This window comes from Tabrizicola oligotrophica (genome assembly GCF_011008935.1).
GTDB classification, from domain to species: Bacteria; Pseudomonadota; Alphaproteobacteria; order Rhodobacterales; family Rhodobacteraceae; genus Tabrizicola_A; species Tabrizicola_A oligotrophica.
Genome location: NZ_JAAIVJ010000003.1, coordinates 80,448 through 103,118, shown reverse-complemented (window position 1 = coordinate 103,118; position 22,671 = coordinate 80,448). Strand labels below are relative to the sequence as shown.

General features: G+C 64.9%; 19 protein-coding genes. 10 read left to right on the top strand and 9 right to left on the bottom strand.

All coding sequences use genetic code 11. From position 1 onward, the window contains the following. Positions 1–14 precede the first annotated feature (14 nt). Together G4Z14_RS06990 and infB are read left to right on the top strand one after the other, a co-directional pair. On the top strand, positions 15–650 hold the full coding sequence (locus G4Z14_RS06990; protein ID WP_164624096.1) for an RNA-binding protein: 636 nt from the start codon (positions 15–17) through the stop codon (positions 648–650). Positions 651–655: 5 nt separating this feature from the next. After that, positions 656–3,265 carry a translation initiation factor IF-2 gene (gene infB / locus G4Z14_RS06985; RefSeq protein WP_164624093.1) on the top strand — a complete coding sequence of 870 codons (2,610 nt, stop codon included), beginning with the start codon at positions 656–658 and terminating at the stop codon, positions 3,263–3,265. A 67-nt stretch (positions 3,266–3,332) separates the two neighbouring features. On the opposite strand, the gene G4Z14_RS06980 is transcribed toward infB, so the two are convergent. The 4 genes from G4Z14_RS06980 to G4Z14_RS06965 all read right to left on the bottom strand — a co-directional run bounded on the left by G4Z14_RS06980 (position 3,333) and on the right by G4Z14_RS06965 (position 6,195). Further along, a complete protein-coding gene (locus G4Z14_RS06980; RefSeq protein WP_164624091.1) occupies positions 3,333–3,473 on the bottom strand; it encodes a hypothetical protein in 141 nt (46 codons plus the stop codon). Positions 3,474–3,583: 110 nt separating this feature from the next. Further along, positions 3,584–3,982 (bottom strand): (deoxy)nucleoside triphosphate pyrophosphohydrolase, encoded by a 399-nt coding sequence (locus G4Z14_RS06975; protein WP_164624089.1) that lies wholly within the window; start codon positions 3,980–3,982, stop codon positions 3,584–3,586. Then, complete coding sequence (argJ, locus tag G4Z14_RS06970) at positions 3,979–5,322, bottom strand: bifunctional glutamate N-acetyltransferase/amino-acid acetyltransferase ArgJ (RefSeq protein WP_164624087.1); 1,344 nt, start codon at positions 5,320–5,322, stop codon at positions 3,979–3,981. Before argJ ends, G4Z14_RS06975 begins: the two co-directional genes overlap by 4 nt. A 21-nt stretch (positions 5,323–5,343) precedes the next feature. Then, entirely contained in the window at positions 5,344–6,195 is an 852-nt protein-coding gene (locus tag G4Z14_RS06965) for a peptidylprolyl isomerase (RefSeq protein ID WP_164624085.1), read from the bottom strand. Positions 6,196–6,380: 185 nt separating this feature from the next. On the opposite strand from G4Z14_RS06965, the gene secA reads away from it, so the two are divergent. From secA to G4Z14_RS06950, 3 genes are all read left to right on the top strand, one after another. Further along, entirely contained in the window at positions 6,381–9,119 is a 2,739-nt protein-coding gene (secA, locus tag G4Z14_RS06960; RefSeq protein ID WP_164624082.1) for a preprotein translocase subunit SecA, read from the top strand. A gap of 129 nt (positions 9,120–9,248) precedes the next feature. After that, a complete protein-coding gene (locus G4Z14_RS06955) occupies positions 9,249–10,259 on the top strand; it encodes a hypothetical protein (protein WP_164624080.1) in 1,011 nt (336 codons plus the stop codon). A gap of 18 nt (positions 10,260–10,277) precedes the next feature. After that, entirely contained in the window at positions 10,278–11,786 is a 1,509-nt protein-coding gene (locus G4Z14_RS06950; protein ID WP_164624079.1) for a phosphate ABC transporter substrate-binding/OmpA family protein, read from the top strand. On the opposite strand, the gene radC is transcribed toward G4Z14_RS06950, so the two are convergent. The 5 genes from radC to G4Z14_RS06925 all read right to left on the bottom strand — a co-directional run bounded on the left by radC (position 11,783) and on the right by G4Z14_RS06925 (position 17,433). Further along, positions 11,783–12,547, bottom strand: coding sequence for a RadC family protein (gene radC / locus G4Z14_RS06945; protein ID WP_164624077.1), 765 nt, complete (start codon positions 12,545–12,547; stop codon positions 11,783–11,785). The genes G4Z14_RS06950 and radC overlap by 4 nt on opposite strands. A gap of 111 nt (positions 12,548–12,658) precedes the next feature. Continuing rightward, positions 12,659–13,816 carry a molecular chaperone DnaJ gene (gene dnaJ, locus G4Z14_RS06940; protein ID WP_164624076.1) on the bottom strand — a complete coding sequence of 386 codons (1,158 nt, stop codon included), beginning with the start codon at positions 13,814–13,816 and terminating at the stop codon, positions 12,659–12,661. Between the two features lie 72 nt (positions 13,817–13,888). Beyond that, a complete protein-coding gene (dnaK, locus tag G4Z14_RS06935) occupies positions 13,889–15,796 on the bottom strand; it encodes a molecular chaperone DnaK (protein WP_164624074.1) in 1,908 nt (635 codons plus the stop codon). 198 nt (positions 15,797–15,994) lie between these two features. Further along, positions 15,995–16,612, bottom strand: a complete 618-nt coding sequence (locus tag G4Z14_RS06930) for an SH3 domain-containing protein (RefSeq protein ID WP_164624072.1) — start codon at positions 16,610–16,612, stop codon at positions 15,995–15,997. Beyond that, positions 16,609–17,433: an ABC transporter permease gene (locus G4Z14_RS06925; RefSeq protein ID WP_164624071.1), complete on the bottom strand. Its 825-nt coding sequence runs from the start codon at positions 17,431–17,433 to the stop codon at positions 16,609–16,611. Before G4Z14_RS06925 ends, G4Z14_RS06930 begins: the two co-directional genes overlap by 4 nt. Positions 17,434–17,571: 138 nt before the next feature. Here G4Z14_RS06925 and cysQ point away from each other — a divergent pair, with 138 nt between their 5' ends. From cysQ to G4Z14_RS06900, 5 genes are all read left to right on the top strand, one after another. Next, on the top strand, positions 17,572–18,366 hold the full coding sequence (cysQ, locus tag G4Z14_RS06920; protein WP_164624070.1) for a 3'(2'),5'-bisphosphate nucleotidase CysQ: 795 nt from the start codon (positions 17,572–17,574) through the stop codon (positions 18,364–18,366). Then, on the top strand, positions 18,363–19,151 hold the full coding sequence (locus tag G4Z14_RS06915; RefSeq protein WP_164624069.1) for a 3-deoxy-manno-octulosonate cytidylyltransferase: 789 nt from the start codon (positions 18,363–18,365) through the stop codon (positions 19,149–19,151). The genes cysQ and G4Z14_RS06915 overlap by 4 nt, the downstream gene beginning before the upstream one ends. Then, positions 19,148–20,383: a glycosyltransferase family 2 protein gene (locus tag G4Z14_RS06910; protein WP_164624068.1), complete on the top strand. Its 1,236-nt coding sequence runs from the start codon at positions 19,148–19,150 to the stop codon at positions 20,381–20,383. Before G4Z14_RS06915 ends, G4Z14_RS06910 begins: the two co-directional genes overlap by 4 nt. A gap of 157 nt (positions 20,384–20,540) precedes the next feature. Then, a complete protein-coding gene (gene galU, locus G4Z14_RS06905) occupies positions 20,541–21,434 on the top strand; it encodes a UTP--glucose-1-phosphate uridylyltransferase GalU (RefSeq protein ID WP_164624067.1) in 894 nt (297 codons plus the stop codon). A gap of 39 nt (positions 21,435–21,473) precedes the next feature. Continuing rightward, positions 21,474–22,640 (top strand): glycosyltransferase family 4 protein, encoded by a 1,167-nt coding sequence (locus G4Z14_RS06900; RefSeq protein WP_164624066.1) that lies wholly within the window; start codon positions 21,474–21,476, stop codon positions 22,638–22,640. Positions 22,641–22,671: the final 31 nt, after the last annotated feature.

Below are 22,671 nucleotides of genomic sequence, written 5' to 3'. Positions count from 1 at the left end.
TCGGAGCTTTGCCCGTGACACGCGGCGGCCGGGAAAAGGATCAGGACGACCCCGAACGCAAGTGCATTGTGTCCGGGGAAAGCCAGCCCAAGGCGGGTCTGGTGCGGTTCTGCATTGGGCCTGACAATCAGGTGGTGCCCGATATTCTGGGCCGTCTGCCCGGGCGCGGCATCTATGTCGCCGCCGACCGGGCGGCGATTGCCAAGGCGGCGACGAAGGGCTTGTTCTCGCGCGCTGCGCGCCAGCCGGTGAAAGTGCCCGACGGCCTGCCCGATCTGGTCGAGGCCTTGCTCGCCCGCCGGGTGGTTGACCTTATCAGCATGTGCCGCAAGGCGAATGCGGCGGTGATGGGCTATGAGAAGGTGAAAGACTGGCTCGCCTCGGGCAAGGCACGGGTTCTCGTGCAGGCCTCGGACGGGTCGGAACGTGGCAAGACCAAGCTGCGCCCCCCCGAGGGCGAAGGCACCTTCATCGGCCTTCTGACCGCCGGGGAAATGGGTTTGGCTTTCGGTCGCGAACGTGCAATACACGCGGCGCTTGGCGCTGGTGGACTCACGACGCGTGTTGTAGAGGAAGCGGCAAGGCTTTCCGGCCTGCGGGTGCAGGCTGAAAAGCAGGACGGCGGCGAGACCGCCATGAAGGATATGTAGGACGCATGAGCGATACTGACGGCAAGAAACCCCTCGGTCTGGGTGGCGCACCTCGTTCCGGCTCGGTGAAGCAAAGCTTCTCCCATGGCCGGACCCATGCCGTGGTGGTTGAAACCAAACGCAAGCGCGTTGTGGTGCCGACGCCGGGCAAGCCCGGCGCTGCTGCAGGCGGCACGGCCTCGACCAGCCCGAACCTTGGGGATCCCGCCAAGCGCCCCGCCGGGATTTCCGACGCCGAGATGGAACGCCGTCTGACCGCGTTGCGTCAGGCCAAGGCCCGCGAGCAGGAAGAAGCTGCCAAGCGTGCCGATGACGAGCGTCAGCGCGAGGAAGAGCGTCAGCGTCGCCGCGAGGAGATCGAGGCGAAAGAGCGCGAGGACCGCGCCCGCGAAGCTGCCCTGCGCGCCAAGGCCGAAGAGGAAGAGCGTGCCAAGCAGGCCGCGATTGCCGAGGCCGCCGCCCGCGCCGAGCAGCGCAAGGCCGACATTCTGGGCACCCAGCGCCGCAAGCCCGCCGCACCGGAAGCGCCCGCCGCTGCCGCCGAAGCTGCCGCTCCGGCCCGTGCCGGCCGTGGTGCCCCTGCCGCCGCTCCGGCGGCTGGTGCGGATGCCGAACGCGGCCCGGCCAGCTCCAAGCCCGGCCTGCCGACGCCGCGCAAGGTGGACCGTGAGCGCGAGGAACGCGACCGCAATGCCAAGGCCAAGGGCGACGAAGGCCGCCGCGCCGGCAAGCTGACGCTCTCGTCGGCGCTGGATGGCGAAGGCGGGCGCACGCGCAGCCTTGCCGCGATGAAGCGCAAGCAGGAAAAGGCCCGCAACAAGGCGCTGGGCTTTGGCCAGAAGGCCGAAAAGCAGGTGCGCGACGTGCAGCTGCCGGAAACCATCATCGTCAGCGAACTGGCGAACCGGATGGCCGAGCGCGCCGCCGATGTCGTCAAGGCCCTGATGAAGATGGGCATGATGGTCACCATGAACCAGGCCATCGACGCCGACACCGCCGAACTGGTGATCGAAGAGTTTGGCCACAAGGCCGTGCGCGTCTCGGACGCCGACGTGGAACAGGCCATCGAAACGGTCAAGGACGCCGAGGCCGATCTGGTCACGCGCCCGCCGATCGTCACGATCATGGGCCACGTCGACCACGGCAAGACCTCGCTTCTGGACGCGATCCGCAAGGCCAATGTGGTCTCGGGCGAGGCCGGCGGCATCACCCAGCACATCGGCGCCTATCAGGTGAAGACCGAGCGCGGGCAGGTGCTGACCTTCCTCGACACCCCCGGCCACGCCGCCTTTACCTCGATGCGGGCCCGCGGGGCCAATGTCACCGACATCGTCGTGCTGGTGGTCGCTGCCGATGACGCGGTGATGCCGCAGACCATCGAGGCGATCAACCACGCCAAGGCCGCCAAGGTTCCGCTGATCGTGGCCATCAACAAGATGGACAAGCACGGCGCCGATGCGACCAAGGTGCGCACCGACCTTCTGCAGCACGAAATCGTGGTCGAAGCGATGTCCGGCGATGTGCAGGACGTGGAAGTGTCGGCCAAGACCGGCATGGGTCTGGACAACCTTCTGGAAGCCATCGGTCTGCAGGCCGAAATTCTGGAACTGCGCGCCAACCCGAATCGTTCGGCGGCGGGCGCGGTGATCGAAGCCAAGCTCGACGTGGGTCGTGGCCCGGTTGCCACCGTTCTGGTGCAGAATGGCACGCTGAAGAAGGGCGACATCTTTGTCGTCGGCGAGCAGTGGGGCAAGGTCCGCGCGCTCATCAACTCGCAGGGCGAGACGGTGGCCGAAGCCGGCCCGTCGGTGCCGGTCGAGGTGCTGGGTCTGTCGGGCACGCCGTCGGCGGGTGATACGCTGAACGTCGTCGAGACCGAAGCGCAGGCCCGCGAGATTGCCGATTACCGGATCAAGGCCGCCAAGGACAAGCGCGCCGCCGCCGGGGCCGCAACCACGCTGGAACAGCTGATGGCCAAGGCCAAGGCCGATCTCGACGTGGCCGAACTGCCGGTTCTGGTCAAGGCCGACGTGCAGGGTTCGGCCGAAGCCATTGTTCAGGCGCTGGAAAAGGTCGGCAACGAGGAAGTGCGCGTGCGCGTGCTGCATTACGGGGTCGGCGCGATCACCGATACCGATGTGGGTCTGGCCGAAGCCAGCAAATGCCCGATCATCGGTTTCAACGTGCGTGCCAATGCCTCGGCCCGCAACTCGGCGCATCAGAAGGGTGTCGATATCCGCTACTACTCGATCATTTACGATCTGGTGGATGACATCAAGAAAGCCGCCTCGGGTCTCCTGAAGGCCGAAGTGCGCGAGCATTTCATCGGCTATGCCCAGATCAAGGAAGTCTTCAAGATCACCGGCATCGGCAACGTGGCGGGCTGTCTGGTCACCGAAGGCGTGGCGCGGCGCTCGGCGGGCGTGCGCCTGCTGCGCGACAACGTGGTGATCCACGAGGGCACGCTGAAGACGCTGAAACGCTTCAAGGACGAGGTGAAGGAAGTCATCTCGGGCCAGGAATGCGGCATGGCCTTCGAACGCTACGAAGACATCCGCGCCGGCGATGTCATCGAGATCTTCGAGCGCGAGGAGGTCCAGCGCACGCTGGACTGACCTTGGCGACAGGACAAAAGAAAGGGCCGGGGGAAACCCCGGCCTTTTTCATGCGGTAGTGGCCAGATCAGGCGGCACGGACCGTGGGCACCGGAACGCCGACAAAGGTCTTGTCATCGACCCTGACGATGATCTTGCCATCCGACAGGTGACCCACCAGAACACCTTGAACCGAAACGCAGCTTCCGACAGCAATGGTGCGAAGCATATGCCAATCCCCCAATCAGCTTTGCCTGATCGCAGGCTACTGCCGATTCGTTGAAAAAGCATTACAAATCTGCCACAAACTTCGGCAGCCCAACGGGGAACGCGCTGATTTTACAGCCAATCGCGCAGGATAGGGATCAGCGGCAAGTCGGCGGGGGGCATGGGATAGTCGCGCAACTTTTCCGGCCTTACCCAGGCAAGGGTCTGGCCCTCGCGTCCGGTGGCCATGCCGTCCCAGCGGCGGCAGGCGAAAAGCGGCATCAGCAGGTGAAAGTCTTCGTAGCTGTGGCTGGCAAAGGTCAGCGGCGCAAGGCAGCTGGCCTTGGTTTCAATGCCAAGCTCCTCGCGCAATTCGCGGATCAGCGCCACTTCGGGGCTTTCGCCGGTTTCAACCTTGCCGCCGGGAAACTCCCACAGGCCGGCGAGTGACTTGCCCTCGGGCCGCTGGGCCAGCAGCACGCGGCCATCGGTGTCGATCAGGGCGACGGCAGAGACAAGGATGATCTTCACGAGCGGTAGTCGGCGTTGATCTCGATGTAGCGGCTGGTCAGATCGCAGGTCCAGACCGAGCGCGCGGCCTTGCCAAGGCCCATGTCGACATGGATCAGCAATTCGGGGTTCAGCATGTAAACCGCCCCGTCCTCTTCCTTGTAGTCGGGGCACCGCCAGCCGTTTTCGGCCACCAGAATATCGCCGAACCGGATGGAAAGCCGGTCGCGGTCAGCCTCGGCCCCGGACTTGCCGATGGCGGCAACGATGCGGCCCCAGTTCGGGTCCTGCCCGGCGACGGCGGTCTTGACCAACGGAGAATTGGCGATGGCCAGCGCGGCCTTCTGGGCGTCGGCATTGCTGGCCGCGCCAGTCACGCGGACCTCGACAAACTTGGTCGCACCTTCGCCGTCACGCACCACCTGATGGGCAAGGTCCATCATGACGCCGCGCAGCGCCGCCTCGAACGCCTTGGCAACCGGGCCTTTGACCTCGGCGGCATCGGACTGGCCGGTGGCGGCGATCAAGAGCGTGTCGGAGGTCGAGGTGTCGCTGTCGACGGTGATCGAGTTGAAAGTCTCGTCCACGTTGCGCGAGATCATCTTCTGCAGTGTGACGGCGGGGATCTTGGCATCGGTGAAGATGTAGACCAGCATCGTCGCCATGTCGGGCGCAATCATGCCCGAGCCTTTGGCGATGCCAGAGATGTGGATCGGCCCGCCGTCGCCCTGCACTACGGCCGCCGCGCCTTTCGGGAAGGTGTCGGTGGTCATGATCGCCTCGGCCGCGCCCTGAATCGCGGCTTCCGAAAGCTGGCTGGACAGGGCGCCGATCACGGCGGTGATCTTCTCAAAGGGCAGAGGCTCGCCGATCACCCCGGTCGAGGAGGAGAACACGCGGCTGGCCGGAACGCCCAGCGCCGCGGCCACGCCACCCGTCACCGCAGCGACGGCAGTGTCGCCGATCGCGCCGGTGAAGGCGTTGGAATTGCCGGAGTTGACGATGATCGCCGCGCCGGCGCCTTCGGGCACCTTGGTCGCCAGCTTGGTCTGGCAATCGCGCACGCAGCCTGAGCGGGTGGTCGAGCGGGTAAAGACCCCGGCCATGGCGGTGCCGGGGGCAAGGCGGACCAGCATCACATCCTTGCGGCCCTGATACTTGATCCCCGCGCCGATGGCGGCAAATTCTGCGCCCTTGATGACGGGCAGGGTGGGAAAGCTGGCGGGGGCAAGCGGCGAGACCGGCTTGGCGGCCTTCGCCGGCTTCGCGGGCGCATCGGCCGCAACCGGCACGCCACCGCTCAGGGCCTTCAGTTTCGCCTTCAAGGCCCTGGCCTTGGCCTTCCAGTCTTTCTTGCCCATCGCCTGCCCCTTTGTGCCCGCTTACTTGTCGAGGAGAGTAAGATCACCCAAGAGCGCCGGGTCAATGCCCTCGCCGGGTTTTTCCACTGTTGCCGCTTCGGTAATGGCGGTCACATGGGCCTCGATCGCCTTTTGCTCGATCTCGGCGGCCAGTTCGTCGCGGATGTCGTCCAGCGTCGGCTGTGCGGCGATGCGCGTTTCCTTCACGAGGATCAGGTGAAAGCCGAAATCGGTCTTGACCGGGCCGACCACCTTGCCCACCTCGGCGGCTACGACCGCCTCTTCAAAGGGCTTCACCATCATGCCCAGCCCGAACCAGCCCAGATCGCCACCATTGGCGCCCGATCCGGTGTCGGTGGAATTGGCCTTGGCCAGTTCGGCAAAATCGGCGCCGCCTTCGAGCTGGGTCAGCAGCTCTGCGGCCTTGGCTTCGTCGGCCACCAGAATATGCGAGGCGCTGTATTCGGTCTGCGGCGCGGCATCCTTGAAGCGGGCGTCATAGGCGGCCTGCAGTGCCTCGTCCGTCACCGCGCCCAGAACCACGGCCTCAAGCGCGCGCGACGAAACGTAGCCGCGCTTGTCATTTTCCACCTGCAACGTGTCGCGGCGGGTCAGCTTGCCCTCCATCGACTGTTCCAGCGCGGTCTGCTGCACCAGCTGGTCAAGGATGCCCTTGAAAAGGACATCCGGCGGCAGGGATTTGTACTGCTCGGGCAGAGCCTCGCGCGCGACGATCATGTGGCCGAGCGTGATGGCCGTGCCGTTCACCGTGGCAACCACCGTGTCGGCGGTGGGCGCCTCTTCGGCCCAGACCGGCAGCGCCAGCCCGGCGGCCAGCGCCGCCCCTGCCAGAAAACGCATCGCTTTTGCCATCTCACTTACTCCTGATCGTGCCGCGCACCCGCGCGACGTTGACTATCCCGGCCCTTCCCCTTACATCGCGACAGTCGCGTGCGACGGGGCCGTCCGGCCTTGACCGCCCTTCTAGGGAAGGCCGGAGGGGCGGGCAAGGCCAGAGCCTCACACGATCCTGTCAGATACGGCCAGTCGGAGAAAACATGCTGGGTTTTGGGGCGCTCGCGAAAAAGATTTTCGGCACGCCGAATGATCGAATGGTGAAGTCGGTTCGTCCGCTGGTCGCAAGGATCAACGCACTGGAGCCGGAATTTGCCGCCCTGTCGGATGAGGGTATCATCGAGAAGACGCGCGAATTCCAGCGCCGGGTGCAGGACGGCGGCGAAAGCCTTGACGCCATTCTGCCCGAGGCTTTCGCCAATTGCCGCGAGGGTGCGCGCCGGGCGCTTGGCCTGCGCGCCTTTGACGTGCAGCTGAAGGGCGGGATTTTCCTGCATCAGGGCAATATCGCCGAAATGCGCACGGGCGAGGGCAAGACCCTTGTCGCCACCTTCCCGGCCTATCTGAACGCGCTGACCGGCAAGGGCGTGCATGTCGTCACGGTGAACGACTATCTGGCCAAGCGCGATGCGGAATGGATGGGCAAGGTCTATGCCCAGCTCGGTCTGACGACGGGCGTGGTTTACCCCTATCAACCCGATGCCGAGAAGAAGGCCGCCTACCGCGCCGACATCACCTATGCTACCAACAACGAGCTTGGCTTCGACTATCTGCGCGACAACATGAAGGGCAGCCGGGAAGAAATGGCCCAGCGCGGGCATTTCTTCGCCATCGTCGACGAGGTCGACTCGATTCTGGTCGACGAGGCGCGCACGCCGCTCATCATCTCGGGGCCGAGTCAGGACCGCAGCGACCTTTATCAGAAGGTCAACGCGCTGATCCCCGAGCTGGGCGAGGCGCATTTCAAGATCGACGAAAAGACCCGCAACGTCACCTATACCGAGGATGGCAACGAGTTCATCGAGCAGCTCTTGCACCAGTCGGGCCTGCTGCCCGAGGGGCAGAGCCTGTATGACCCGGAAAGCACGACGCTGGTCCACCACGTCACGCAGGCATTGAAGGCGCACAAGCTGTTCAGCCGGGATCAGCAATACATCGTGCGTGACAACGAGGTCATGCTGATCGACGAATTCACCGGCCGCATGATGAAGGGCCGCCGCCTGTCGGACGGTCTGCATCAGGCGATCGAGGCCAAGGAAGGCGTGGCGATCCAGCCGGAAAACGTTACCCTGGCATCGGTGACTTTCCAGAACTACTTCCGGCTTTACGAAAAGCTCGGCGGCATGACTGGCACGGCGGCGACCGAGGCCGATGAATTCATGGAGATCTACAAGCTGGGCGTGGTCGAGGTTCCGACCAACCGTCCGGTGCAGCGCAAGGATGACCACGACGCCGTCTATCGCACTGCGCGCGAGAAATACGAAGGCATCGTCAAGACCATCCACGAGGCCCATGAAAAGGGTCAGCCGATTCTGGTCGGCACCACCTCGATCGAGAAATCCGAATTCCTGTCGGGCCTTCTGAAAGAGGCAGGCATTCACCACAACGTGCTGAACGCCCGCCAGCACGAACAGGAGGCCCAGATCGTTGCCGACGCGGGCAAGCTGAACGCGGTGACGATTGCCACCAACATGGCCGGTCGCGGCACCGACATCAAACTCGGCGGCAATGTCGAGTTCAAGATCATGCAGGCCATCGCCGCGCATCCCGAAGCCGACCACGCCGCCATCCGCGCCCGCATCGAGGAAGAACACAAGGCCGCCGAAGAGGCGGTCAAGGCCGCGGGCGGCCTGTTTGTCCTTGGCACCGAACGCCACGAATCCCGTCGGATCGACAACCAGCTGCGCGGCCGTTCGGGCCGTCAGGGCGACCCTGGCCGCTCGGCCTTCTTCCTGTCGCTGGAAGACGATCTGATGCGGATTTTCGGCTCGGAGCGGCTGGACAACGTGCTGTCCAAGCTGGGGATGAAGGAAGGCGAGGCCATCGTTCACCCCTGGGTCAACAAATCGCTGGAGCGCGCGCAGGCCAAGGTCGAGGGGCGCAACTTCGACATCCGCAAGCAGCTTCTGAAGTTCGACGACGTGATGAACGACCAGCGCAAGGCGATCTTTGCCCAGCGGCTGGAGATCATGGAGGCCGACGATCTGGGCGACATCGTCCGCGACATGCGCCATCAGGTCGTGGAAGACCTGATCGACGATCACATGCCGCCGAAGTCCTACGCCGATCAGTGGGACATCGCCGGGCTGACGGTTTCGGTCCGCGAAAAGCTGTCCATGGATCTGCCGATTGCCGCTTGGGCCGCCGAAGAAGGCGTCGATCAGCTGGCGATGACCGAGCGGTTGACCGCCCAGTCGGATGCCATGATGGACGAAAAGCTGGCCGCCTTTGGCGCCGAGGCGATGCGGTCGATCGAAAAGCAGCTCCTGTTGCAGACCATCGACGCGAAATGGCGCGAGCATCTCTTGCGGCTGGATCACCTGCGCTCGGTCGTGGGGTTCCGCGGCTATGCCCAGCGCGACCCGCTGAACGAATACAAGACCGAAGCCTTCCAGCTGTTCGAGAACATGCTCGATTCGCTGCGGCAGGATGTGACGCAGAAACTGTCGCAGATCCGCCCGATCTCGGAAGAAGAGCAAAAGGCGCTGATGGAGCAGTATCAGGCGCAACTCGCCGCCTATCAGGCCCAGCAGGCGCAGGCCAAGGCCAATGGCGAGCTGATGGCCGCCGGGGTGGCGGCGGTTGCTGCACCCGTGGCCGCAGAGGCTTTGGCCGGCTTTGACGAGGCCGATCCGGCGACCTGGGGCAACCCTTCGCGCAACGATCCCTGTCCCTGCGGTTCGGGCGAAAAGTTCAAGCACTGCCACGGCAAGCTGGAATGACGGAAAGGGGCGGCTTGGACCGCCCCTTGTTCGTTTATCCGGCGGAAACATTCCAAGTTTCCGCCATTGGATTGCCCGGATTCGCTGACAGGGTGCAGCCAGGAAATTCTGGCTTTATTGGGTGTGACGATGGATGTGAAACGTAAGGCGGCGAGTGGAATTGTCGTTCTGGCAGTGGCGCTGGCGGCGGGGCATCTGGTTCAAAGCATGGGCAACAAGCCTGCCCCGAGGCCGGTGGCTTCGGCCGATCTGACGAACAAACCTGCCAAGGTCGAAACCGTTGCCGCCGGGCCAGAGGCCGCGGCGGCCGCGTCGGTGACAAAACCGGCAGACAGCACGGCTCCCTTGCCGGCAGCCCCACTTGCCGCGACGGTGCCCGAGGCCACGCTTCCGCCTGCGCCTCAGGTAAAGGTCGAGGTTCGCAAAGCCAGCCCGGCGTCGGCGACGCCCGAAGTGTCGACCGCCACGGCCTGCGACGTTTCGCTCGACCTGATGACCGAACCGAACGCCATGATCGGCGTGACGCTTGTCGCCCCCTGCTATCCGGGCCAGCGTGTCGTGCTGCAGCATGGCGGGCTGGCTGTGACCGGTCAGACCACCTCGACCGGCGCGCTGTTCACTGCGCTTCCGGCGCTAGAGAGCCAGTCGGTGGTGGAAGTTGCCTTCGCCGACGGCACCAAGGCCAGGGGCGAGCTTGCCATGCCCGAACTGGCCACCCTGCGCCGCTTTGGCGTGCAGTGGCAGGCCGACGACGCCTTCCAGCTGCATGCCTTCGAAGGCGAGGCCAGCTATGGCGGGCCGGGCCATGTCTCGGCCGCCGACCCGCATCTGCCCCCGCCGGGGCTGGAGGCGAAAGGCGGTTTCCTGACGCAGCTGGGCGACGCAACTGCGCCCAATCCGTTGCTGGCCGAGATCTACACCTTCCCGGCTGATCCCGCCATCAGGCCCGAGGTGGTGGTCGAAGCCGCCGTCACCGACAAGACCTGCGGCCGTGAGCTGCTTGCCGAGACGCTGACCAGCACCGGCGGCACGGTCTTTGTCACCGATCTGACGCTAGCCATGCCGCAATGCGATGCGGTGGGCGATTATCTGGTGTTGAAGAATCTTGTGCTTGACCTGAATATGGCCGCCGCAAATTAACGGATCAGGCCCACAGTCATGACGCTCCTGATGCGCGCGGCGGTTCTCGCCGCGCTTGTCTTTTCGGGCCTTGCCTCGCACGCCGGGGCGCAGGACGTGACGCTGACCTCGCGCGATGGGGCGCTGGCCGTTTCTGGGCAGCTGCAGGGCTATGACGGCGAGTTCTACCGCATCGACAGCGCCTATGGCCTGCTGACGGTCGATGCGCAGGGGGTGATCTGCGACGGACCGGCCTGCCCGGACCTGACGGCCCCCAAGGCAGTGATCCGCATCGTCGGCGCCGCGGCACTTGGCGAAAAGCTGGTTCCCGGTCTGGTGTCGGGCTTCGCCCGCAGTCAGGGCTGGCAGCTTCGCGCGCCGGAGGCCCCGGATGCGCCGACGCGGCTGGTCGATCCGGCAACGGGCAAGGTTCTGGCCGAGTTCAGCTTCCAGCCGCTTGGTTCTGGCGCGGCTCATGACGCGCTTGCCTCCGGGCGGGCAGAGTTGATGCTTGCGGCCGCCGGTGATCCGGCCTTTGGCAGCCGCACGTTGGGGCTTGACCCTCTGGTTGCGATCACGGCGCCGGACAATCCGCTGCACGCGATTTCCACTCCCGATCTGGCCCGCGCCCTGACCGGCGACGTGACCAACTGGTCCGAGTTGGGCGGGGCGGACATGCCCATGGTGCTGCACGGCTTGTCGGACGAGGCCGATCTGAGCCGCGCCCTTGCCGCACGGTTGGGCCGCAAGATTGCCGCCGCTGTGGTGCATGACACGCCCGAGGCACTGGCCGAGGCCGTGGCGCGCGACCCCTGGGCGCTGGCGGTGACGGGCCGGTCCGTCACCGGGGCCGCGCGGGTGCCCGGTCTGACCGACAGCTGCGGCTTTCCGCTGCAAGCCACGCCCTTGGCGGTGAAGGCCGAGGATTACCCGCTGACCTTGCCGGTCTATTTCCTGACCCCGCGCCGCCGCCTGCCGCTGGTCGCCCGCGAGTTTCTGGAATTCCTTGCCCTGCCTCCGGCGCAAGAGGTGGTCGAGGCGGCCGGGCTTGTCGGGCGGGGCTTGACCCGTCAGGCCATGACCGGCGACGGGCTGCGCCTGATCAATGCCATTCAGGGCGCTGGCGCAGACATCACGCTGGAGGATCTCAAGCGTCTGGTGGATGCGATGGACGGGGCGGACCGGCTGTCCTACACCTTCCGGTTTCAGGATGGCTCGACCGAACTGGATGCAGCCAGCCGCGACACGTTGGCCGACCTTGCGCGGATGATCGAGGCCGGTGTCGTCGCCGGGCAGGATCTGGTGCTGGCGGGCTTTTCGGATGGGTCCGGCGTGGCGGCCGAAAATCTGGGTCTGTCACGCGACCGGGCGGAACAGGTGCGGGAAGCGTTGCGCGCCGCCCTGCCCGGATTGCCGACCGACCAGCTGCCGCGCGTCGAACCCTTTGGCGAGGCCCTGCCGATGGCCTGCGACCAGACCACGGCAGGCCGCAGGCTGAACCGGCGGGTTGAGGTCTGGGCCGTGCCGGAGGCGCGCAAGGCCCCCTAAAGATACCCGGCGGAGCGCAAGCTGATTTCGCGCGACTTTCCGATGATCAGATGATCGTGCAGCACAAGGCCCAGTACCTGCGCGGCATCCTGCACCTGATGGGTCATGCTGAGGTCAGCCTCTGACGGCGTCGGGTCGCCCGAGGGGTGGTTGTGGACCAGAATCAGCGCCGAGGCATTCAGCTCCAGCGCCCGTTTTACCACTTCGCGCGGGTAGACCGGCACGTGGTCGACCGTGCCTTTGGCCTGCTCCTCATCCGCAATCAGGACATTCTTGCGGTCTAGGAACAGGATGCGGAACTGCTCGGTCTCGCGGTGGGCCATGGTGGTGTGGCAATAGTCGAGCAGCGCATCCCACGACGACAGCACCGGCCGGTGCAGCACGCGGGCGCGCATCATGCGATGGGCTGCGGCCTCGACGATCTTCAGTTCGGTGATAATCGCCTCTCCCACGCCCTTGACCAGCGACAGCCGGGCCGGGCTGGCGGTGATGACGCGGTTGAAATCGCCGAACGTCTCCAGCAGCAGATGCGCCAGCGGTTTGACATCCTGCCGCGGAACGGCGCGGAACAACACCAGTTCCAGCAACTCATAATCCGGCAGGGCCGCAGCCCCGCCCTCGCGGAAGCGGGTGCGCAGGCGGGCGCGGTGGCTGGCGATATAGCTCGGCAACCGGCCCGAAACCGGAGTTGCCAGCGCCTCGTCACTGTCCTCGGCGGGGAAAAGTGGCAGGATGCCGTCGGAGAAACCTTGCTGAGCCATGGCGCAAGGGTGGCACAGCATCATGAAAAAACGGTTAACGACCGCCTTTGCTCGTCGTCGCCTCCGGCGCTCCCCGCAAGGAGAAGCCGAAGGCGCACGACGCGCGCCAGGTCAGCTTTTCATGCCGTCCCAGAAGCCCTTGACCTTGGAAAAAAAGCTCGACCCCTCGGGGTTGTTCTCTTCGGAAAGCGCTTCGAACTCGCGCAGCAGTTCCTTCTGTCGCGTAGTCAGGTTCACCGGCGTCTCGACGGCAAGCTCCAGCAGCATGTCGCCCGCGCCCGCGCCGCGCAGCGCAGGCATGCCCTTGCCGCGCAGCCGCATCTGCTTGCCGGTCTGGCTGCCCGCGGGCACTTTCACCCGCGCCTTGCCGCCGTCGATCGTCGGCACTTCGACTTCGCCGCCAAGGGCGGCTGCGGTAAAGCTGATCGGCACGCGGCAGAACAGATGCACCCCGTCGCGCTGGAAGATCGGATGCTCTTTCACCTCGATGAAGATGTAGAGATCGCCCGTCGGCCCGCCGCGCAGGCCGGCCTCGCCCTCCCCCGCCAGGCGGATGCGCGTGCCGGTTTCGACGCCTGCCGGGATGTTCACCGACAGCGCGCGTTCCTTCTCGATCCGGCCATGGCCGTGGCAGGACTTGCAGGGGTTCTTGACGATCTGCCCCGCGCCCGAGCAGGTCGGGCAGGTGCGTTCCACGGTGAAAAAACCCTGCTGCGCCCGCACCTTGCCCATGCCCGAGCAGGTCGGGCAGGTGGTCGGCTCGGAGCCGCCTTCGGCGCCGGTGCCGTGGCAGGCCTCGCAGGCAACCGAGGTCGGCACGTTGATGGTTTTCTGCACCCCGGCAAAAGCCTCGTCGAGCGAGACGCGCAGGTTATAGCGCAGGTCAGAGCCGCGCTGTGCCCGGCTGCGCCCGCCGCCTCCACCGCCACCGCGCCCCATGAAATCGCCGAACAGGTCTTCGAACACATCCGAAAAGGCGCTGGCAAAATCGCCCTGACCACCGCCCTGAAAGCCGCCACGCTGTCCGCCACCGCCCATGCCGCCCTCAAAGGCGGCATGACCGTAGCGGTCATAGGCGGCCTTCTTGTCGGCATCCTTCAACACGTCATAGGCCTCGTTCACTTCCTTGAACTGGGACTCGGCGTTGGGGTTGTCGGAGTTGCGGTCGGGGTGAAGCTCTTTCGCCTTCTGGCGATAGGCCTTTTTCAGCTCATCGGCCGATGCGCCCTTCTTGGCACCCAGCACGTCGTAATAGTCGCGTTTTGCCATGGCAAACCCCAAAGATGGGGAACAGGCGAAGGGCGGCCCTTTTCAAGGCCGCCCCCGGAAGTTCCCTGCGGATCACTTCCGCTTGCTGTTGCCCATATCTTCGAAGTCGGCGTCGATGATGTCATCATCCACGTCACGCGGACCGGGCTCCTCGGCATCGCCGCCTTCGGCCTGCTGCGCCTTGTAGATCGCTTCGCCCAGCTTCATCGCGGCTTCGGTCAGGTTCTGGATCGCGCCCTTGATCTTGCCGACATCGTCGCCCTTCAGCGCCTCTTCCAGGGGGCCCATCGCCAGTTCGATCACTTCAACCGTGGACGGGTCCACCTTGTCGCTGTGATCCTTGAGCGACTTCTGCGTCGAGTGCAGCAGGCTTTCGCCCTGGTTCTTGGTTTCCACCAGTTCGCGGCGTTCCTTGTCGGCTTCGGCGTTCGCCTCGGCGTCCTTGATCATCTTTTCGATGTCATCGTCCGACAACCCGCCCGAGGCCTGAATGGTGATGGCCTGTTCGCGGTTGGTGCCCTTGTCCTTGGCCTTCACTGTCACGATGCCGTTGGCGTCGATGTCGAAGGTGACCTCGATCTGCGGCATGCCACGCGGGGCCGGCGGGATCTGTTCCAGATTGAACTGGCCCAGCATCTTGTTGTCGGCCGCCATCTCGCGCTCGCCCTGGAACACCCGCAGCGTCACGGCGTTCTGGTTATCCTCGGCGGTCGAGAAGATCTGGCTCTTCTTGGTCGGGATCGTGGTGTTGCGGTCGATTAGGCGGGTGAAGACGCCACCCAGCGTTTCGATGCCCAGCGACAGCGGGGTCACGTCCAGAAGGACCACATCCTTCACGTCGCCCTGCAGCACGCCGGCCTGAATGGCGGCACCGGCGGCCACCACTTCATCGGGGTTCACGCCCTTGTGGGGTTCCTTGCCGAAGAACTTGGTCACTTCCTCGATGACGCGCGGCATGCGGGTCATGCCGCCGACCAGCACCACCTCGTCGATGTCCGAGATCGACACGCCGGCATCCTTGATAGCGGCCTGACAGGGCTTGATCGACTTCTTGATCAGGTCGTCGACCAGGCTTTCCAGCTTGGCGCGGGTCAGCTTGACCACCAGGTGCAAGGGCTGCCCGGTGTTCTTGTCCATCGAGATGAACGGCTGGTTGATTTCGGTCTGCTGGCTGGACGACAGCTCGATCTTGGCCTTCTCCGCCGCCTCTTTCAGGCGCTGCAGGGCCATCTTGTCCATCGACAGATCGACGCCATGTTCCTTTTTGAACTCGTCCGACAGATAGTTGACGATGCGCATGTCGAAGTCTTCACCGCCAAGGAAGGTATCCCCATTGGTGGATTTCACTTCGAACAGGCCGTCGTCGATTTCCAGAATGGTGATGTCGAAGGTGCCGCCGCCAAGGTCATAGACGGCGATGGTCTTGGTCTCTTTCTTGTCCAGACCATAGGCCAGCGCGGCAGCGGTCGGTTCGTTGATGATGCGCAGCACCTCAAGCCCGGCGATCTTGCCGGCGTCCTTGGTGGCCTGACGCTGGGCGTCGTTGAAATAGGCCGGAACGGTGATGACGGCCTGCGTCACGGTTTCGCCCAGATAGGCCTCGGCGGTTTCCTTCATCTTCTGCAGGATGAAGGCGGAAACCTGGCTCGGCGAATACTTCTCGCCGCGAGCCTCGACCCAGGCGTCGCCGTTGCCGCCGTTGAGAATCTTGTAGGGCATGTTCTTCTGGTCCTTGACGATCACCGGATCGTCATAGCGGCGCCCGATCAGACGCTTGACCGCGAAGATGGTGTTGGCGGCATTCGTCACCGCCTGACGCTTGGCGGCCTGACCGACAAGACGCTCGGTGTCGGTAAAGCCGACGATCGAGGGCGTGGTGCGCGCACCTTCCGAGTTTTCAATGATCCGGGGCTGCGAGCCGTCCATGATGGCAACGCAAGAGTTGGTCGTCCCGAGGTCAATACCAATGACTTTGGCCATGAGTGGTCCCTTTCCTTCGGCGATGTTGTGGGGCGGAACCCAAGAAGGCATCCCGACCCGATCCCATGTGAGACCCGGAACAGGCGGCCGCCCGGTCCGGCTTCTGGGCGTATATAGGGAGGGGATTTTGGGGCCGCAAGCGGGCTTGGCAATCGAATCTGGCTCGAATGCGCAGAAATCGGACGGAGGGGCAACGGCTCATGGGGCAAGGGCGCAGCAGCCGCGCAGCGCCCGGGCCTCGCCACCGTTGCCGAGGTTGAGGAACAGGTCGATTCCAAGGCCGGACGCCCGGTCTGACATGCCGTCGGAACAGCTCTCGGCGCGGATCACGGCCATGCCGGTCGCTGTCGCCGAGGCAAGGCTCAGGCCGGCAACCGGGCGCCAGTCATCCCCCGGCCAGAGAGCTTGAATCTGCAACGGGAGATCGTCGGTCTCCGGTGTGCCAAAGGTGACGAGCCCGGCGCCTGCCGGGTCGATCTGTGCGGCCCAGAACGGCTCGGCCCCCGCGCAGTGCAGGCTCCCCTGCAATGCGAACCACGCCGGCCTGTCCTGCACCCGCAGATAGGCCAAGGCCGCCCAACCCGAGGTCTCGCCGGTATTGACCCGTCCCCACCTGCCGTCGGGGCTGATGGCGACGACCTCGATACCGGTTTCAGTCGCCGTGAGACTTCCGATGATTGCGCTTGCGCTTCGGGGTTCGGCGCGGATGTTCAGCACATCGGTTGCCGCCACGCCGGCCACATCATGCAAGGAGGGATAGGCCGTTTCGGCCATGACCGGCGTGGCCGCGAGCGCGAGGCCAAGCCAAAGCTTCATCGCTTGGCGTTCCAGCTCGCCGAGATGTGCTTTTCGGTATACCGCTCCATCATCAGGCCGATGACCAGAAGGACGAAGGTCGTGATGACCGGATAAAGCGCCGAAGTATAGCGCGGCTCGTAATTCAGGAACATGTAGCCGCGGGTCTGGTCGATGCAGTGGAACAAGGGGTTCCACATGAAGACCGACAGGATGTACATCGACGTCATGTTGGCCACGAACATCTTGCCGGAAAAGACGAAATTCGCACGCGTATAGGCCGTGGTGGCCACCGAGAAGAAGTCGGGCGCCCAAGGCGTGATCGCCTTGAAGATCAGCCCGATGCCGATGCCCGACGACCACGACAGCAGATACATCGCGGCCACGCCCACCGGTTCGTCAATCGAGATCGGCGTCCAGAGCGCATGATAGCCGAACAGGATCACCGCCGCTGACAGGGTTTGCATGTAAAGCGCCGAAAGCGCCGCGGCCGAGACCGAAACGATGGTGTTCATCGGCGCGTGCTTCATCATTGACGAGGTCGGCCCTTCGGCCCCGGACACCGCCTTGATCGCCTTGGCATGGGTCATGAAGCTGAAGATGCCCGACATGATGTAAAGGATGAAATCGCCGCGTACCTGCGTGCCGACACTGCGGCCGATCAGGTTGAACATCAGCAGCATCACCCCGATGCCGACCAGCGATTGCGCGATGGACACCAGAAGACCCACGATCGCATTGCCGTTCGACTTGCGGACGTGACGCACCGAGGCATGGAAGATCAGCTCGAGCAGCGCGAAGGTGCTGCCGATCCGGCTTGTCGGCGCGGTGGGACGGAACATCGCTGCACTACCTCATCCGGGGCCTTGCCGCCCGGTTTGCGCGGGAAATCTTGTTGTTCCCTTTTCAGCACATGATAAAGGCCGCTCTGTGTTAAATCAACGTCAAGGCCGTGATGGCCCGCCTGCCCAGGAGTTCCCATGGATTTCGACCGCCTGATCCCGATCATCCGCCGCCTTGCGCTCGAGGCGGGGGAGGCCATCATGCAGGTCTACAACGGCCCGGATTTCGAGGTGAAGGTGAAGGGCGACGCCAGCCCGGTGACCGAGGCCGACGAGGCGGCCGATGCGCTGATCTCGGCGGGGCTCAGGGCGGCGTTTCCCGACGTGGTGCTGATCACCGAAGAGCAGGCCGACAGCCACGCGCTGACCGCCCAGACCTTCCTGATCGTCGATCCGCTGGATGGCACCAAGGAATTCGTCCAGCGCCGCGGCGATTTCACGGTGAACATCGCCTATGTCGAAGATGGCGTGCCGCTGCGCGGAGTGGTCTATGCCCCCGCACAGGGGCGGCTGTTCTACACGCAGGCCGACGGCCAGTCGGTCGAGGAAACCGGCATTTTGGCAAAGGATGCCACAGGGCCGGTGCAGCCGGTCAAGGTCTCGGCCCCCGACAATGGCGCGCTGATGGTGGTGGCCTCGAAGTCGCACCGCGATGCGGCAACCGACGACTACATCGGCAAATATGCCTGCAAGGACATGAAATCCGCGGGCTCCAGCCTGAAGTTCTGTCTGGTGGCGACCGGTGAGGCCGACCTTTACCCGCGCCTTGGCCGCACCATGGAATGGGACACCGCCGCCGGCGACGCCGTGCTGCGCGGCGCGGGCGGGCAGGTGGTGCGGTTTGACGACCATACGCCTTTGACCTACGGCAAGTCCGGCTGGGACAACCCGTTCTTCATCGCCCATGCGCCCGGCGTGGACCTGAAGAAATGAGCGTTCTCGTTGCCATTCCCGCCCGCTATGCCTCGACCCGATATCCCGGCAAGCCCTTGGTTTCGCTGAAAGGTCCCGATGGCGACAAGACCTTGATCCGCCGCTCGTGGGAGGCCGCCATGGCAGTTGCGGGCGTTGACCGGGTGGTGGTGGCCACCGATGACGACCGCATCCGCACCCATGCCGAAAGCTTCGGGGCCGAGGTGGTGATGACCTCCCCGGACGCCCAGAACGGCACCGAGCGCTGCGCCGAAGTGGCGGCAAAGCTGCCGGGGTTCGATGTGGTGGTGAACCTGCAGGGCGACGCGCCGCTGACGCCGGCCTGGTTCGTCGAGGATCTGGTCAAGGGCCTGATCGCCGATCCTGCCGCCGACATTGCCACCCCGGTTCTGCGCTGCGACGGGCGTGGGCTGAATGGCCTGCTCGCCGACCGCCGCGCGGGCCGGGTGGGGGGCACGACGGCGGTGTTCGGGGCGGGGATGCGCGGGCTTTACTTCTCGAAAGAGGTGATCCCCTTTACCGGCAAGACCTATGCCGACGACGAGGCAACCCCGGTGTTCCATCATGTTGGCGTCTATGCCTATCGCCCCGCCGCGCTGGCGGCTTATCCCGCGTGGCTGGTCGGTCCCCTGGAAAAGCTGGAGGGGCTGGAGCAGCTGCGCTTCCTTGAAAACGGCCGCCATGTGCTGTGCGTCGAAGTGCAGGCCAAGGGCCGCCAGTTCTGGGAACTGAACAACCCCAGCGACGTGCCGGTGATCGAGGCCATGATGGCCGCGATGGGATGAGCCAGACGCTGCCCAGTGTCTCGGTGGTGATTGTCAGTTGGCAAAGGCCGGTAACATTGCGGCGCTGTCTGCTGGCTTTGCAGCAACAGGATCATCCGGCGCTGGAAATCCGGCTGGTGGCGGACGGCGCTTCCAGCGAGCAGGCCTGCAACGCGATGCGCGCTGCGGGCTGCACCGCGGGGGTCGTGGCCAACCCCGGCAACAACATCAGTCTTGCCCGCAACATGGGGCTTGGCGTGGCGCAGGGCGAGGTGGTGGCCTTCATCGACGATGACGCCGTGCCAGAGCCCACATGGGCCAGCCGTCTGGCGCGCGCCTTTCTTGATCCGCAGGTGGTTGCGGCCACGGGATATACCCTTGGCCGCAACGGGATTTCGCTGCAGTGGGCGGCGGCGGAAACCGATGCTGCCGGGCAGGACCATCCGTTGCCGATCACCTCTGGCATCAGCCTGCACGCGGGAACCCTGCTGCGTGCGGTCAAACCCGTTGGCACCAATTGCGCTTTCCGCCGCTCAAGCCTGCTGGCGGCTGGCGGGTTTGATCCGGCCTACCGGTTCTATCTTGAAGATGCCGACATCGGCCTGCGCCTTGCCCCGCAGGGGCTGACCGCCATTGTACCCGAAGCCCGGGTCCATCACGCCTTTGCCGCCAGCGCGCGGCGGCGGCAGGATCGGGTGCCGACCAGCCTGTACGAGATTGCGGCCAGCATCGCCGTCTTCCTGCGCCGCCACGCGCCCGAGATGCTGGAGCTGGACACCCTCCCCGCGATCGAGGCTCAGCGCGACCGCGTTGCCCGCCTGCGCGCCGAAAACCGGCTTTCGCCGCCCGAGGCCGAGGCCCTGCTGGACACGCTTGCAGCCGGATGGGACGATGGCATGGCCCGCCCGCTGGGCCCGCTGCCGCCGATTGCCGCTGTGCCGTCGGAGTTCTTGCGCCTTGCCGGCACCGGGCCGAAGCCGGGGCGCGTCATCGCCGGGCGGCCGTGGCAAAAGCCGCGCCTGTTGCGTCAGGCGGCGGCGGCCGTCGCGGCAGGCGAAATCGTCACCGTCTTCTGCCTTGCCCCCAGCCCGCGCGCCCATCGCGTCCAGTTCACCGACCAGGGCTTCTGGCTGCAAACCGGCGGTCTGTTCGGCTGGTCCACCCGTCAAGGCCCGCGCCTGCGCCTGACGCGGTTTTCGGCTCGCGTTGCCGAGGAAACGGCGCGTGTCGCACCGTTTCGCCCGGTTCGGTGAGAATTGACGGGTTATTCCCCGCAATCTTGCCAGAATTGTGTGTAAAGTGACGTAATGTGCAGTTAGGAACCGCCATAGTCGGCGGAAAACCTGTTAATTGTTTCCCGCTGGTGCGTAATATGGCAAAAACAAGGCGGGCAGACCGAAGGTTGTTACGATGAAGGCCAAGAAAGTTACGAAGGCAGTTTTCCCGGTTGCCGGCATGGGCACGCGCTTCCTGCCCGCGACGAAGTCGATCCCGAAAGAAATCATGACCTTGGTCGACCGGCCGTTGATCCAGTATGCGATCGACGAGGCCCGCGCGGCCGGTATCAAGGAGTTCATCTTCGTCACCTCGCGCGGCAAATCCGCACTTGAAGATTACTTCGACCACGCCCCGGAACTGGAAAACACACTTCGCAAGGCCGGCAAGGACGAGCTTCTGGAGATTCTCAAGGAAACCAACATGGATTCCGGGGCCATCGCCTATCTGCGGCAGAACCGCCCGATGGGTCTTGGCCATGCCGTCTGGTGCGCCCGCCGCCTGATCGGCGATGAGCCCTTTGCCGTCCTGTTGCCCGACGACGTGATCGCCGCCGAAAAGCCCTGCCTGCAGCAGATGATGGAAGCCTATGACCAGACCGGCGGCAATATGGTCGCCGCGATGGAGGTGCCGCCGGCCAAGGCCTCGTCCTATGGCGTTCTCGACATTGCCGAGGACATGGGTTCGATCGTGCAGGCCAAGGGCATGGTGGAAAAGCCAAAGCCCGAGGATGCGCCTTCGAATCTGGCGGTGATCGGGCGCTATATTCTGTCGCCCAAGGTGCTGACCAACCTGAACAAGCTGAAGCAGGGCACGGGCGGCGAAATCCAGCTGACCGACGCCATCGCCGAGGAAACCAGGACCGGCAAGGTCTATGGCTACCGGTTCCGCGGCCAGCGCTATGATTGCGGTTCGAAGGCCGGGTTCTTGCAGGCCACCGTGGCCTTCGGCCTTGCCCGGCCCGACCTGCGCGAGGAATTCGGCGCCTATCTGCAGGACATGATGGCGCTGCAAAAGGCCGCGCAGTAAGCGGTGGCGGCGGCGCGGCTTCTTGATCTGACGCGGCTGGTGTCGCGCTTGGGCAGGGGGCCGCTGACGGGCATCGACCGGGTCGAACTTGCCTATCTGCGCCATTTCCTGTCGGAGGCCGCTCCGCTGTTTGCCTTGATCCGCACGGCGGCGGGCTGGCTGCTGCTGGACCGGTCCGGTTGCGCCCGGCTTTTGCACCTGCTGCAGGCAGAGGCCCCGCTGCCGCCCGCAGATCTCTTGTCGCGCCTTCTGCACCGCAAGGACAAGACACGCGCCCGGGCGGAAACCGCGGCAAGGAAGACCGCCCTGGCCCGTGCCGCCCGGTCCGGTCTTTCCCGCCTGTTGCGCCGCCTGCCGCCTGCCACGACCTATTTCAACGTCGGACATGCGAACCTGACCGATCAGGGGCTTGCCGCGCTGAAGGCGGCGGGATTGTCCGTCACCGTGATGGTGCATGACACGATCCCGCTGGATCACCCCGAGTTTGTCCGCCCCGATACGGTGCAGGTCTTCCGGCGCAAGCTGGCGGCGGTGGCGCATCATGCCGACCGGGTGATCCATCTGACCAACACGACGCGGCAGGGCACCGAGGCGCAGTTTGCCCGGCTGGGCCGCATTCCCCCTGCCCTGGTGGCGCCCTTGGGCGTCGATCTTGCGCAGCCCGACCCTGCCGCCCTGCCCGAAGGGCTGGCGCCGACACCGCCTTTCTACCTGTGCCTTGGCACCATCGAGCCGCGCAAGAACCATCCGCTTTTGCTTGATGTCTGGGAGCGCCTGCCACAGCCGGCCCCGACATTGTTCATCATCGGCAATCGGGGCTGGGCAGACAAAGACCTGCTGGCCCGGCTTGATGCCCTTCCTCGCGGTGGTCCCGTTCAGGAAATCAACGGATTGTCCGACGGGGCCGTCGCAGCACTTCTGTCGCGTGCCACGGCGCTTCTGGCGCCAAGCCGCGCCGAAGGGTTCGGCCTTCCCCCGCTCGAGGCCGCCAGTCTTGGCATCCCCGTGATCGCCGCAGACCTGCCGGTTACCCGTGAAACCATTGGGAACAAGGCAGTTTACCTGCCCCCGGACGACATATATTCTTGGGTGGAAGCAATCGTGAGGCAATCGGCTTTTCCACAAGATGGCAGGCCCGGAACAGAGCCGCCGATCCGCCTTCTCTGGGCGGATCATTTCAACGCGGTCTTAAGTCTTGGCGGATAACCATGCTGGAACGGATGAGGCAGTGAGCAGA

Bases quoted from the DNA above. Each gene is read 5' to 3' on its own strand.
- galU (WP_164624067.1), top strand. From the start codon at position 20,541: ATGAAGGCCAAGAAAGTTACGAAGGCAGTTTTCCCGGTTGCCGGCATG.
- G4Z14_RS06965 (WP_164624085.1), bottom strand. From the start codon at position 6,195: ATGGCAAAAGCGATGCGTTTTCTGGCAGGGGCGGCGCTGGCCGCCGGG.
- radC (WP_164624077.1), bottom strand. From the start codon at position 12,547: ATGGCTCAGCAAGGTTTCTCCGACGGCATCCTGCCACTTTTCCCCGCC.
- argJ (WP_164624087.1), bottom strand. From the start codon at position 5,322: ATGGGCAAGAAAGACTGGAAGGCCAAGGCCAGGGCCTTGAAGGCGAAA.
- G4Z14_RS06910 (WP_164624068.1), top strand. From the start codon at position 19,148: ATGAGCCAGACGCTGCCCAGTGTCTCGGTGGTGATTGTCAGTTGGCAA.
- infB (WP_164624093.1), top strand. From the start codon at position 656: ATGAGCGATACTGACGGCAAGAAACCCCTCGGTCTGGGTGGCGCACCT.
- G4Z14_RS06925 (WP_164624071.1), bottom strand. From the start codon at position 17,433: ATGTTCCGTCCCACCGCGCCGACAAGCCGGATCGGCAGCACCTTCGCG.
- secA (WP_164624082.1), top strand. From the start codon at position 6,381: ATGCTGGGTTTTGGGGCGCTCGCGAAAAAGATTTTCGGCACGCCGAAT.
- dnaK (WP_164624074.1), bottom strand. From the start codon at position 15,796: ATGGCCAAAGTCATTGGTATTGACCTCGGGACGACCAACTCTTGCGTT.
- cysQ (WP_164624070.1), top strand. From the start codon at position 17,572: ATGGATTTCGACCGCCTGATCCCGATCATCCGCCGCCTTGCGCTCGAG.
- G4Z14_RS06950 (WP_164624079.1), top strand. From the start codon at position 10,278: ATGACGCTCCTGATGCGCGCGGCGGTTCTCGCCGCGCTTGTCTTTTCG.
- dnaJ (WP_164624076.1), bottom strand. From the start codon at position 13,816: ATGGCAAAACGCGACTATTACGACGTGCTGGGTGCCAAGAAGGGCGCA.
- G4Z14_RS06915 (WP_164624069.1), top strand. From the start codon at position 18,363: ATGAGCGTTCTCGTTGCCATTCCCGCCCGCTATGCCTCGACCCGATAT.
- G4Z14_RS06980 (WP_164624091.1), bottom strand. From the start codon at position 3,473: ATGCTTCGCACCATTGCTGTCGGAAGCTGCGTTTCGGTTCAAGGTGTT.
- G4Z14_RS06930 (WP_164624072.1), bottom strand. From the start codon at position 16,612: ATGAAGCTTTGGCTTGGCCTCGCGCTCGCGGCCACGCCGGTCATGGCC.
- G4Z14_RS06955 (WP_164624080.1), top strand. From the start codon at position 9,249: ATGGATGTGAAACGTAAGGCGGCGAGTGGAATTGTCGTTCTGGCAGTG.